This is a genomic window from Pseudomonas sp. Hz4 (assembly GCF_054898165.1).
On the sequence record NZ_CM142719.1, the window covers coordinates 3938335 to 3950000 of the forward strand.

Genomic DNA, 11666 nt, shown 5'->3' on the forward strand with positions numbered 1-11666 from the left:
CATGTGCATGGCAATTGCATAAGCCTTCACGGCGACCCTTCTGCCGACTGTGTGAGGTCATCATGAATCAGCGTTTGCGTTCCGCCCCGCGTACTCAAAGCGGGTTCACCCTGCTCGAACTGTTGGTGGTGTTGGTGGTGCTGGGGCTGTTGGCCGGCATCGTCGCGCCGAAGTATTTCGCCCAACTGGGCCGCTCCGAAGTGAAGGTGGCCAAGGCGCAAATAGAAGGCCTGGGCAAAGCGTTGGATCTGTACCGTCTGGAGGTCGGTCACTACCCGTCGACCGAACAGGGTTTGCAGGCGCTGGTCACCGCGCCCAGCGATGAAACCCGTTGGACCGGCCCTTACCTTCAGAAAAAAATGCCGCAGGATCCTTGGGGCCGTAACTACGCCTATCGCTACCCCGGTGAAAACGGTGAATACGACCTGCTGTCCATGGGCAAGGACGGTCAACCTGGCGGCGAAGGCGAAAACGCCGAAGTCACCAGTTGGCAATGACGGGAGTGGCAACCATGCGTTTTCATCTCAAAGCCGTTGGCAAGGCCGGCGTAGTCTCGATGACCGTAGAGGCGACCGGTCACAGCGAAGCCCGGCGCATCGTCGAAGACCAGGGCTATCGGGTGGTCAGCCTGTACGCCGAGCGTCATTGGCGTGCGTTGCGCTTACGACAGCGCGAGACCTTCAACCTGGTGCTGTTCAGCCAGGAACTGACCACGCTGCTCACTGCCGGCCTGCCGCTGATCGATGCGCTGGAAAGCCTGGCTGAAAAAGAGAACGCGCCCCAGGCCCGCAAAACCTTGAGCGAACTGGTGCGCCTGCTTTATGAAGGCAAATCGTTCTCTCAGGCTCTGGGCCAATTGTCGGCGGTGTTCCCTCCTCTCTACGTGGCGCTGGTGCAGTCAAGCGAGAAGACCGGCGCCGTGGGCGATGCCCTGGGCCGATATGTCAGCTATCGCCAGCGCATGGACGAGGTTCGACAGAAGATCGTCAGCGCTTCGATCTACCCCATGCTGTTGCTGGTGGTGGGCGGTGGCGTAGTTTTGTTTTTGATGGGTTACGTGGTGCCTCGCTTCAGCCTGGTGTTCGAAGGCCTGGGGAATAACTTGCCGTGGCTGTCGCAAATCCTGATGAGCAGCGGGATGTTCCTCCACGCCCACCAAGGTGAATTCTTCGGCACATTGGCGGCAATCGTCGTCGCCCTCGGCTTCCTCCAGCGCCAACCGGCCTTTCGCCGAGGCGTGGACCGGGTCATTGAAAAACTCCCGGCGGTCCATCAACGCATCTTCATGTACGAACTGGCGCGCTTCTATCGCTCGCTGGGGATTCTGCTGCAAGGCGGTATTCCCCTCGTCACCGCCATGGGCATGGTTCGCGGCCTGCTCACCGTCGCCTCCCGCATGCGCCTGGACCAGGCCTGCGAACGGGTGCGCGAGGGTCAGTCGCTGTCGGCCGCGCTGGAGCTCAATCATCTGGTGACCCCCGTGTCCCTGCGCTTGCTGCGCGCCGGCGAGCAGTCCGGCAACCTCGGGCAAATGATGGAGCGCAGCGCCGACTTCTACGACGAAGAAATCAGCCGCTGGATCGAATGGTTCGTGCGATTGTTCGAACCCTTGCTCATGACCTTCATCGGCCTGCTGATCGGGGTGATCGTGATCCTGATGTACATCCCGATTTTCGAGCTGGCTTCGAGTATTCACTGACCCCTGAACAGGGTCGAGATGGACGTTTCAGAACTCATCGACGTTACAACTGAATAAATCCGTACGTTGAGGTGTTCACCCACTGAATCAAGCGCAAGTTGCATTCATCAACGTTCCAACCTGAATAAGAAGACGGAGAACGATATGCACATGAAAAAGCTTTTGCTCGCAGCGGCTATTGGCGCAGTTCTGTCGGCATCCACCGTTCTGATCCCGGACAGCCTGTCCGGTATGTCGAGCGCTCAAGCCAAAGACGGAGGCAGTGGCGGTAGTGGAGGCGGCAATGGTGGCGGTGGCGGTGGCGGTGGCGGTGGCGGTGGCGGTGGCGGTGGCGGCGGTAGTGGCGGCGGTAGTGGCGGCGGCGGTGGAAGCGGTGGCGGCGGCAATGGCGGTGGTCATGGTGGAAGCGGCAGTGGCGGCAATAGTGGCAGCGGTCACACTGGCAGCGACCATGGCTCGGGGCATTCCGGCAACTCAGCCTCTTCCTCCTCCGGGCGCAGTGGCACTCACGCTGAACCTGGGGATGATCACGGCGCTCATCGCTCCGGTGAAGTGGGCGACGACCACGGCGTGCATCGCTCGGGTGAAGTCGGTGACGACCACGGCGTGCATGTCGGCGGTGAACCGGGCGATGACAAAAGGAACTGACAACCGCTGATGCCCAAACAACATAGATCCCTGTGGGAGCCGACGATAACGTCAGCGGCTCGGGACGGAATGGGATAGCCAGGGCGCGAACAAGCGCGTCGCCATGGGCATGAACAGATACACCACTGAAACCACAATGGTCAGGGTGATCAGGAAAGTGGCGACCACGTAATTGGAGAGGACAGCATTGAGCTGCAACAGCGGCCCCCAGATCAACGGCACCAGCAAGGTGTGCGGCAGAATCATCAACAGCGTCACCACGGCCTGCTTCCAGCGCGGCGGTGGCGAACCCGCCTCGATCTGTGGTGCGAACCAGAATTCGTTGACCGGGTTAACCTCGGTCTGATCGCCGTCCGCCAGCATCGGCGTGGCTTCGTTGACCAGTGGGCCGGCGGTGACTCGGGTTTCTCGGGAGTCTTGAGATCTATCGGTAACCGCGGGCCTGCAAATCAAACAGCTGTGCATAGCGCCCGCCCGCTGCCACCAGACTGTCGTGATCGCCCCGCTCAAGGATCGCGCCCTGATCCAGCACGATGATGTGATCCGCATTGCGCACGCTGGAAAACCGGTGGGAAATCAGCAACGTCATGCGGCCTTCGGTATGCACACTAAAATGCTCGAACACCGCCGCTTCCGCCGCCGGGTCGAGTGCCGAGGTCGGCTCATCCAGAATCAGGATATCCGCGTTGCGCCGCATGTAGGCGCGCGACAACGCGATCTTCTGCCATTGCCCGCCGGACAACTCCTGCCCCCCGGCGAACCACCGCCCTAATTGCGTGGCATACCCTCGATCCAGTCCCTCGATGAAGGGTGCGGCCATGCCCTCGGCGGCAGCTTCCTGCCAGCGCTGTTCATCGTTGAACGCCAGCGTGTCACCCACACCAATGTTCTCGCCGACAGAGAACTGGTAGCGGATATAGTCCTGAAAAATCACCCCGATGCGCCGACGCAACGCGTCTTCTTCCCACGTCTGCAGATCGCTGCCGTCCAGCAGAATGCGGCCCTGATCAGGTCGGTACAGCCGAGTCAGTAACTTGATCAGCGTGGTCTTGCCCGAACCGTTCTCTCCCACCAGCGCCACACTGTGCCCGGGTACAAGGTGAAGATCGATGCCTTCCAGCGCGGCGCGACTGGCGCCCGGATAACGGAAACCGACGTTTTCGAAACGCAGGCCATCGCCGGGTATCGCGCCCACGATGAGATGGCCGGTATCCGCCACCACAGGCTCGGCCAGGTATTCATAGAGACTGGATAGGTAAAGACCATCCTCGTAGAGACCGCTGATCGCACTCAAACTACTGCTGACCGCCGTCTGCCCCTGCTTGAACAACACCAGGTACATGGTCATCTGCCCGAGGCTGATGTTGCCGTGGACGGTATCGACCACGACCCAGGCATACGCCAGGTAAAACGCGCCGGTGCCCAGTAGACCGAGGACAAACCCCCAGCCATCTCGACGTAGCGTCAGACGCCGGTCTTCGGCATAGAGACGTGCGAATGTCTCGCGGTAACGCTTCAACAGCAACGGCGCGAAGCCGAACAGTTTGACCTCCTTGATGTAGCCCTCGTGGGAGAGCAGCGTCTCGATGTAATTCTGTTGTCGACTCTCCGGCGCGCGACGCGTGAACAGCCTGAAAGCATCACCAGAAAAATGCGCTTCGGCGAAGAAAACCGGTAACGCGCCGACCACCAGCAACACCAACGCCCACGGCGAAAAATGCACCAGCAACACACCGAAACTGATCAACACGATCAGGTTCTGGATCAGCCCCAACGACTTCATCACCAGCGCCAGCGGCCGGGTCGAGGCTTCGCGCCGCACCCGAACCAGCTTGTCGTAGAACTCGGAATTCTCGAACTGCACCAGCGATAATGTCTGGGCCTTTTCCAGAATCATCGTGTTGACCTTCTGCCCCAACTGCACCCGCAACAGCGATTGCTGGACTGACAGCGCACGCTGGGCCCCAGACAGCAACGCGAGCACCCCCGCTTCGAATAACACGTAACGCACGACCGGCCACAACGGCGCGCTGCCCTGTTGCGCGTGCAACTGCATGGCGGTGACCACAGCATCGACAATCTGCTGCCCCAACCAGGCCGCCAGTGCCGGAAGCATCCCGGCGATCAGCGTCGCCAGCACCAATCCGAGGAACAGTCCGCGCGACGTTGCCCAGACCAGCAGCAAGGCGCGTCTCGCCTGGTCGAGTAATGAGGTAAAGCGATCAAGAACTGGGTTCACTCCGTGAGTTCCCCCTGATGCCTGGCCCGGTACCGTCCCGGACTTTCCCCCGTCCACTTCTTGAACGCCCGATGGAACGCACTCGGCTCCTGGAAGCCTAGCTGCTCGGCGATATCGCTGATACTCGCCTTGCTCTGACGCAGCTGCTCGAACGCAACACCGCGGCGCACCTCGTCCTTGATCTCCTGATACGAACACCCTTCACGCTCCAGTTTTCGGCGAAAGGTGCTGGGGCTCAAGTGCTGTTCCAGGGCAAAGGCCTGTAAGGTCGGCCATTGGCTGTAATGGCTGTTACGCAGGCGCTGGTGGACCTGCGACGCCAGGCCGTGCTGATTACGAAAACGGATCACCAGCCATTGCGGCGCGGTGCGCAAAAACACTTTCAGCGACGTCAGATCCTGGACCACCGGCAGACGCAGGTAGTGGCTGGCGAATTCGATTTCAGTGCGCTCTGCGCCAAATGTCAGGTTCGGTCCCCAGAGCAAACGGTCATCGCTGAGCGACACACGCTCATGGCGAAAGTCTGCGCGATCGATAGGGATGCGCCGCCCACCCAGCCAGCACAGCAGACTGATCATCAACACCAGAAACGTCTCCTCGCCCAAACGACTGACGTCGCAGTTTGGCGAGTGGTTCTGCAAGCTGATCACCGCGCGTTTGCCGCGCACCGTCAGCGTGCCGCGAAAGTCGTGGAGGAACAGCGCGAAATTGGCCAGGCACTGGCGCATGGCTTTGTGCAGGTCAGGTTCCTGAATCAATGCCCGGCAGATCAGGGCGAAACTGCCCGGCGGCATGCCATGGGAGTCGAGCCCGAAGAATTCATCGTTCAGTTCGCGGATCTGAATCAACCACAACGCGGCGAACGCGCTCGCCGGCACACGCGCCGTGGGCTGCTCCATCAACGTAGGGTCGATGCCCGCCTGTTCAAGCGCATCCCTCAGACGCTGCGGATCTTCCCCCTGCCCATGGATCATTGCCTGCACGAAGTAGGCGGCAACCGAGTCCTTTTCCCGCATGTGAACGCTTCTCTCCCCATCACCCAAATGGCAAAAAACACCAGTGCCGTTGAACAGTTTCGGCATAGGACAACCGCCCTGCCGGCTCTAGACTCGCGGCCAATAGTACGCCTTCGGCCACTACGGCGGCCAAGGTATCGCGGGGTTTGATCGGAAGGACGGAACATGAATCTGCAAAACATTGGCGTGATCGGCGCAGGCACCATGGGCAATGGTATTGCGCAAGTCTGCGCCTTGGCCGGTTTCAACGTGACCTTGCTCGACATCTCCGAGAGCGCCCTGCAAAAAGCCATCGCGACCGTGGGCAAAAACCTCGATCGGCAGATCGCCAAGGACACGCTTACGCAAGAGCAAAAGCTCGCCGCCCTTGACAAAATCCACACCAGTACCAACTACAGCAACCTGCAGAACGTGCAAATGGTGATCGAAGCCGCCACCGAAAACCTCGACCTGAAATTGCGCGTGCTGCAGCAAATCGCTGCGCAGGTCAGCGCCGAGTGCGTGATCGCCTCCAACACTTCGTCGCTGTCCATCACCCAGCTCGCTGCCAGCGTCAGCCAGCCTGAGCGATTCATCGGTCTGCACTTCTTCAACCCGGTGCCGGTGATGGGCCTGATCGAGGTGATTCGCGGTTTGCAAACCAGCGACGCCACCCACGCACTGGCGCTGGACATGGCGACAACACTCGGCAAAACCGCGATCACCGCCGGCAACCGTCCGGGTTTCGTGGTCAACCGGATTCTGGTGCCGATGATCAACGAAGCGATTCTGGTGTTTCAGGAAGGCTTGGCCAGTGCCGAAGACATCGATGCCGGCATGCGCCTGGGTTGCAATCAGCCGATCGGGCCGCTGGCGTTGGCGGACCTGATCGGCCTGGACACCGTGCTGGCGATTCTCGAAGCCTTCTACGATGGCTTCAACGACAGCAAGTACCGTCCTGCTCCATTGCTCAAGGAAATGGTCGCCGCCGGCTACCTGGGGCGCAAAACGGGGCGTGGCTTCCATGCCTATGCCTGAGCGTTGCTCGCGCTTTGCCGAGTACCGGGACAAGGTGCTGGAGTTGTTCGCCAGCAAGGGCTTCGGCCAAGTCGGCATGCGTGAGCTCGCGACCTGCCTGGGGCTCGCCCCCGGCTCGTTGTATCACCATTACCCCAGTAAACAGCACTTGCTGCTCGACCTGATCGAGGAGTTCTACGAAGAGCTGCTGGCAACCTTGGGGCGCATCGAGCAAAAGGCCCCGGCAAAACGTGACAAACTCCATGCCCTTATCCGAGCGCATTTGAACCTGCATCAGGAGATGCCCTGGCATTTTCGTCTGGCGGAGCGTGACAGCGGCTGCCTGAATGAAGAGCAGCAGGACCGGGTTCGGCAATTGCGCGAGCAATATGAGCAAAAATTGTTGGTGATGCTCGGGGCTCGATCGCGGTTCAGTGAACAGGGCAGATTGGCCGCTGGGTACGCGATTGGCAACTTGCTGAACAGCGCGCCCGGCTGGCTGGCGCAGCATTCGCTGGATGAACACGCGCGCGATGAGCTGTTGGAGAGTCTGGTAAGTGGGGCCATCGAGCGTGTGTTGGCGCCGCACCGCATACATGAGGTGATAAGCCTCGCCTCTCCCATAGAAAAAACATCTAAAAAAACCCAACCGCACGCCGCGATTTAGGGCTTTGCTACCCGAGTCAAAGTGCATCGGAATTCACTGGCGAACCAGTCGTCCAACCGATGTGTACCTTCAATGACCGGGAGCTGAAACATGAAAATCAATCCCTACCTAATCTTCAATGGCGACTGCAAAGCTGCCTTCACCTTCTATGCCCAAGCCCTGAAAGGCCAGATCGAAATGATGATGACTTTCGGTGAAAGTCCTGCGCGAGAGCAGTTTCCGGCGGACCTGCACAACCTGATTATCCACACCCGCCTTTCGGTGGGCGATCAGGCGATCATGGGCTCGGACACCACGCCTGATAGCCCCACCGATAAAATGAGCGGTTGTTCGGTCTCGCTGAATGTCGACGGCATCGCCGAGGCTGAGCGGGTCTTCGCCGCATTGTCAGAAGACGGCAGCGTTCAAATGCCCTTGGAAGTAACGTTCTGGGCAGCGCGATTCGGGATGCTGGTTGATCGGTTTGGCGTGTCATGGATGGTGAATTGCGAAAAGGATCAGTGACATACACTTTTCAGGGACCGAGTAGGAGGCGGATTTGCATCCGCCGTCCTCTCACATACACAGACGCCTCCAGCTTGCCAGGCGCTCAATTCGTGACAACACAGACGGGGTTGAGATTGCAGCCATACATCCGGACTTTATGTGAGACTCTGCCTCTGTCCCTAAATGGAATTCGCTGATCGGGCTTTTATCACCAACCACGCGCTCGAAGCGCCTGTCAGCGGGCAGAGTTATCCGGATCGTAAGCGTCCGCCGAAGTCACCTTGCGTGACTCAGGCAGATACCCACTGATGCGGCAGCAGTTGGTCGATCTCACTCGCTCGCTGCGTCGGCAGCCGCGTCAGCACATCTTTAAGATAGGCATACGGATCGTGCCCATTCATGCGCGCCGACTGGATCAAACTCATGATCGCCGCCGCCCGTTTACCGCTGCGCAGCGACCCGGCAAACAACCAGTTCGAGCGTCCAAGTGCCCACGGCCTGATCTGGTTTTCGACTGGATTGTTGTCGATGGGTACAGCTCCATCTTCTAGGTAGCGCGTCAGCGCGACCCAGCGTTTAAGGCTGTAATCCAAGGCTTTGGCCGTCGCTGATCCGTTGGGTACAAGATCGCGCTGGGTCAACATCCAGTCGTGCAGTGCTTTCGCTAACGGCGCCGCTTTTTCTTGCCGTATCCGCCAGCGATCCTCATCGCTCATGTCGCGCGCTTGGCGTTCAACTTCGTACAAGCCGCCAATAGAGTGCAGCGCCTGTTCTGCCAACTGACTTTTATTCGCCACGTGCAGATCGAAAAACTTGCGGCGTGCGTGGGCCATGCAACCAATTTCGGTCATGCCCTTCTCGAAACCGGCTTTGTAGCCAGCAAAATCGTCGCACACCAGCTTGCCGTTCCATGAGCCGAGGAAGTTACGTGCATGCTCACCGGCGCGGCTCGGGCTGAAGTCATAAACCACTGCCTTAAGCGCCGAGAACGGCGTGGTGCAGTAAGCCCAGACATAAGCGCGGTGAGTTTTCTTCTCTCCGGGCGCAAGCATCTGCACCGGAGTTTCGTCAGCACGGACAACTCGTTGGGCCAGAACAGCTTCTCGCAAGGCATCAACCAATGGCTGAAGCTGTACACCGGTCTGCCCAACCCATTGCGCGAGAGTTGAGCGCGCGATGGCTAAACCGGCGCGGCCAAAGATTTTCTCCTGCCGGTACAGCGGCAAGTGGTCGGCGAATTTCGCCACCATTACGTGAGCGAGCAGACCTGCTGTAGGTATTCCCTTGTCGATTACCTGGGCCGGCACCGGTGCCTGGATCAGTGTTTCGCACTGACGGCAGGCCCATTTTCCACGCACATGCTGTTCAACGGTGAACACGCCCGGTGTGTAATCCAGCTTCTCGCTGACGTCCTCGCCGATGCGCTGAAGTTGGCAGCCGCAGGCGCACTGGGTGTTTTCCGGTTCGTGATGAATTACGGTGCGTGGAAACTGCGCTGGCAGCGGCGCGCGCTTGGGTTGCTGGCGCTTCTCTTCTGGAGCGGGAGCTGGTCGGAGGGCCTTCAACTCGGCGTCGATAGCCTCAAGATCAGTGTTGAGCAGATCGTCGAGCAAGTTGCCTTGCTCAGGGCTGATCTGCTCGCTGCGCTTGGCAAACCTGTGCCGCTTGAGGATGGCGATCTCGTGGGTCAGCTGTTCGATGATGGTTTGATCGCGGTGGATCTTTCTGCCCATGGTGTCGACCTTCGACATCAACTGCGCAGCGAATGCACGCAGTTGGTCGGGGGTCATCTGATCGATAGTGGGCGAAGAAGTCATGCCTTGGATTTTACCAAAGCAGATCGCTTACGGCAGTAGGCCAAGAATCTAATTACAGTTTTTACAGCAGTGTGATTGTGCCGGCAGCACCAACACGCGGCCAAGGCAAACCTAATACCAAGGCCTGAAGTTGCTCGGTATCCAGCTCTATCTCACAACCTTGCCGAATGCCTGGCCAGTGGAATTTGCCTTGGTTTAACCGCCGTGCAGCCAGCCAAACACCAATCCCGTCATGAACCAGGACTTTCATTCGGTTAGCACGTCGATTGGCAAAGAGATAAGCACAGTGCGGCTTCGCCGCACCGAATACTGCAATCACTCTGGCCAACGCGGTCTCGGTACCGGCACGCATATCCATGGGCTCGGTGGCGAGCCAGATGGCATCAATGCGGATCACTTGGCAAGCTCTCGGACAAAACGAGCACACCCGCCAGGATCTGAGGATGGCCACTTCACAGTGAGTTTTTGCGGCCCGAAAGGAACCTCGATGCTGACCGACATCTGCTGATCGGGCTGGGTTGCGGGCGCAAGCTTCATCGGAACAAAAGCAGGCAAAGCCGGCGCCTGATGATCACGATAAGCAGGTATCCACTTTCGAACCAGGTTGGCGTTAATGCCGTGACGCAGGGCCACGCTGGCCATCGACACGCCAGGTTGCAGGCATTCTTGGACGATCTGGGCTTTAAAGGGTTTGGGATAAGAGGTTCTTTGGCGCATGGCAATCCTGATGATAGGGGCGATAGTGTCCACGTATTTTTAAGTGGACAACATCGCCCTTATCGCTGGGATCGGGTAGGTGACTTCGCCGGACGCTTACTCCGGATCGGCACGAAGCGCTTATTGGATTGAGCTACCGCCTCACAAATCGCATCTGCATCGGCAACATCGATCTTGTTCGGTTTACATAAGGCTTAACAAATTGTGGAGCCATCAATTTGATCGTATGTCCACATCCTTGCATTTTTCTTGCTTCGCGATGGGCGCTGCCGCAAGCCTCCATGCCAATCAGACACGGCTCCAATACAGCAAAGAAGGAAGCAACCTGGTCACGTTTAAGCTGCTTCCTCAGTACTGGCTGGCCTCGTACATCGACGCCGTGCACTTGAAATACGTTTTTTGCCAAGTCGATACCAACAGTCGTAAGCTTCATTGGGACGCTCCCTTCCGTTAAGTGCTATTAACACTTGCACTTTGGCACATTGATGCCGTCAGGACAGGGGGCGTCCATTCCATTGCATAGAAACTCAACAGGTCAGTTTTCCTGCGGACAAAACAAAACCCCTACCTGCATACGCAGATAGGGGTTTCGGAATTTAATCTTGACGATGACCTACTCTCACATGGGGAAACCCCACACTACCATCGGCGATGCATCGTTTCACTGCTGAGTTCGGGATGGGATCAGGTGGTTCCAATGCTCTATGGTCGTCAAGAAATTCGGTAGCCAGGTCGTGGGCCTTTGCAGGTTCACGCTCCAGCGAATGGGTAAGTGATAGATTTGTGTGTTGCATTGCGAATTTTCGACTGTGTCGTCTTCACACACCGCAATCTGGTGCTCTTTCGCTTTTCAGCTCGAAGCCTGCAAATTGCTTGGGTGTTATATGGTCAAGCCTCACGGGCAATTAGTATTGGTTAGCTCAACGCCTCACAGCGCTTACACACCCAACCTATCAACGTCGTAGTCTTCGACGGCCCTTCAGGGGACTCAAGGTCCCAGTGAGATCTCATCTTGAGGCTAGTTTCCCGCTTAGATGCTTTCAGCGGTTATCTATTCCGAACATAGCTACCCGGCAATGCCACTGGCGTGACAACCGGAACACCAGAGGTTCGTCCACTCCGGTCCTCTCGTACTAGGAGCAGCCCCTCTCAAATCTCAAACGTCCACGGCAGATAGGGACCGAACTGTCTCACGACGTTCTAAACCCAGCTCGCGTACCACTTTAAATGGCGAACAGCCATACCCTTGGGACCGGCTTCAGCCCCAGGATGTGATGAGCCGACATCGAGGTGCCAAACACCGCCGTCGATATGAACTCTTGGGCGGTATCAGCCTGTTATCCCCGGAGTACCTTTTATCCGTTGAGCGATGGCCCTTCCA

The 11666-nt window shown here is 58.3% G+C and carries 11 protein-coding genes, 2 rRNA genes and 2 pseudogenes (1 of these 15 running past the window's edge); 6 read left to right on the forward strand and 9 right to left on the reverse strand.

Going from position 1 to position 11666, the window contains the following annotated elements; genetic code table 11:
* Positions 1-62 precede the first annotated feature (62 nt).
* The 3 genes from gspG (at position 63) to ACYZTR_RS17940 (ending at position 2347) form a co-directional block, all read left to right on the forward strand.
* Complete coding sequence (gene gspG, locus ACYZTR_RS17930) at positions 63-497, forward strand: type II secretion system major pseudopilin GspG (RefSeq protein WP_461972992.1); 435 nt, start codon at positions 63-65, stop codon at positions 495-497.
* Between the two features lie 14 nt (positions 498-511).
* Entirely contained in the window at positions 512-1699 is a 1188-nt protein-coding gene (locus ACYZTR_RS17935) for a type II secretion system F family protein (RefSeq protein ID WP_461972994.1), read from the forward strand.
* A gap of 144 nt (positions 1700-1843) precedes the next feature.
* Positions 1844-2347 carry a hypothetical protein gene (locus ACYZTR_RS17940; RefSeq protein ID WP_461972995.1) on the forward strand — a complete coding sequence of 168 codons (504 nt, stop codon included), beginning with the start codon at positions 1844-1846 and terminating at the stop codon, positions 2345-2347.
* A 51-nt stretch (positions 2348-2398) separates the two neighbouring features.
* Here ACYZTR_RS17940 and ACYZTR_RS17945 read toward each other — a convergent pair.
* The 3 genes and pseudogenes from ACYZTR_RS17945 to ACYZTR_RS17955 form a co-directional block, all read right to left on the reverse strand.
* Positions 2399-2731, reverse strand: a pseudogene (locus ACYZTR_RS17945) (antibiotic biosynthesis monooxygenase); the annotation flags it as partial.
* 40 nt (positions 2732-2771) lie between these two features.
* A complete protein-coding gene (locus ACYZTR_RS17950) occupies positions 2772-4586 on the reverse strand; it encodes an ABC transporter ATP-binding protein (protein ID WP_461972997.1) in 1815 nt (604 codons plus the stop codon).
* Positions 4583-5602 (reverse strand): AraC family transcriptional regulator, encoded by a 1020-nt coding sequence (locus ACYZTR_RS17955; protein WP_461972999.1) that lies wholly within the window; start codon positions 5600-5602, stop codon positions 4583-4585. Before ACYZTR_RS17955 ends, ACYZTR_RS17950 begins: the two co-directional genes overlap by 4 nt.
* A gap of 165 nt (positions 5603-5767) precedes the next feature.
* Between ACYZTR_RS17955 and ACYZTR_RS17960 the strand changes: the two genes are divergently transcribed.
* The 3 genes from ACYZTR_RS17960 (at position 5768) to ACYZTR_RS17970 (ending at position 7769) form a co-directional block, all read left to right on the forward strand.
* Positions 5768-6619, forward strand: a complete 852-nt coding sequence (locus ACYZTR_RS17960) for a 3-hydroxybutyryl-CoA dehydrogenase (RefSeq protein ID WP_461973001.1) — start codon at positions 5768-5770, stop codon at positions 6617-6619.
* Positions 6606-7265: a TetR/AcrR family transcriptional regulator gene (locus ACYZTR_RS17965; protein ID WP_461973003.1), complete on the forward strand. Its 660-nt coding sequence runs from the start codon at positions 6606-6608 to the stop codon at positions 7263-7265. Before ACYZTR_RS17960 ends, ACYZTR_RS17965 begins: the two co-directional genes overlap by 14 nt.
* Before the next feature lie 90 nt (positions 7266-7355).
* Positions 7356-7769, forward strand: coding sequence for a VOC family protein (locus ACYZTR_RS17970; RefSeq protein WP_461973005.1), 414 nt, complete (start codon positions 7356-7358; stop codon positions 7767-7769).
* Between the two features lie 272 nt (positions 7770-8041).
* Here ACYZTR_RS17970 and tnpC read toward each other — a convergent pair whose 3' ends face one another.
* From tnpC to ACYZTR_RS18000, 6 genes and pseudogenes are all read right to left on the reverse strand, one after another.
* Positions 8042-9568 (reverse strand): IS66 family transposase, encoded by a 1527-nt coding sequence (tnpC, locus tag ACYZTR_RS17975; RefSeq protein ID WP_461973007.1) that lies wholly within the window; start codon positions 9566-9568, stop codon positions 8042-8044.
* Between the two features lie 61 nt (positions 9569-9629).
* On the reverse strand, positions 9630-9965 hold the full coding sequence (gene tnpB, locus ACYZTR_RS17980) for an IS66 family insertion sequence element accessory protein TnpB (protein WP_461973008.1): 336 nt from the start codon (positions 9963-9965) through the stop codon (positions 9630-9632).
* Positions 9962-10285, reverse strand: a complete 324-nt coding sequence (tnpA, locus tag ACYZTR_RS17985; RefSeq protein ID WP_461973010.1) for an IS66-like element accessory protein TnpA — start codon at positions 10283-10285, stop codon at positions 9962-9964. The genes tnpB and tnpA overlap by 4 nt, the downstream gene beginning before the upstream one ends.
* Before the next feature lie 98 nt (positions 10286-10383).
* Positions 10384-10718, reverse strand: a pseudogene (locus ACYZTR_RS17990) (IS110 family transposase); the annotation flags it as partial.
* 167 nt (positions 10719-10885) lie between these two features.
* Positions 10886-11001 (reverse strand): 5S ribosomal RNA (gene rrf / locus ACYZTR_RS17995).
* Between the two features lie 168 nt (positions 11002-11169).
* A 23S ribosomal RNA gene (locus ACYZTR_RS18000) occupies positions 11170-11666 on the reverse strand; it runs 2395 nt beyond the window's last position.

What these genes read in the sequence shown, in the direction of transcription:
- ACYZTR_RS17960 (WP_461973001.1), top strand. Translation starts at nt 5,768, where the DNA reads ATGAATCTGCAAAACATTGGCGTGATCGGCGCAGGCACCATGGGCAAT.
- ACYZTR_RS17935 (WP_461972994.1), top strand. Translation starts at nt 512, where the DNA reads ATGCGTTTTCATCTCAAAGCCGTTGGCAAGGCCGGCGTAGTCTCGATG.
- ACYZTR_RS17940 (WP_461972995.1), top strand. Translation starts at nt 1,844, where the DNA reads ATGCACATGAAAAAGCTTTTGCTCGCAGCGGCTATTGGCGCAGTTCTG.
- ACYZTR_RS17955 (WP_461972999.1), bottom strand. Translation starts at nt 5,602, where the DNA reads ATGCGGGAAAAGGACTCGGTTGCCGCCTACTTCGTGCAGGCAATGATC.
- ACYZTR_RS17965 (WP_461973003.1), top strand. Translation starts at nt 6,606, where the DNA reads ATGCCTATGCCTGAGCGTTGCTCGCGCTTTGCCGAGTACCGGGACAAG.
- ACYZTR_RS17970 (WP_461973005.1), top strand. Translation starts at nt 7,356, where the DNA reads ATGAAAATCAATCCCTACCTAATCTTCAATGGCGACTGCAAAGCTGCC.
- tnpC (WP_461973007.1), bottom strand. Translation starts at nt 9,568, where the DNA reads ATGACTTCTTCGCCCACTATCGATCAGATGACCCCCGACCAACTGCGT.
- gspG (WP_461972992.1), top strand. Translation starts at nt 63, where the DNA reads ATGAATCAGCGTTTGCGTTCCGCCCCGCGTACTCAAAGCGGGTTCACC.
- tnpA (WP_461973010.1), bottom strand. Translation starts at nt 10,285, where the DNA reads ATGCGCCAAAGAACCTCTTATCCCAAACCCTTTAAAGCCCAGATCGTC.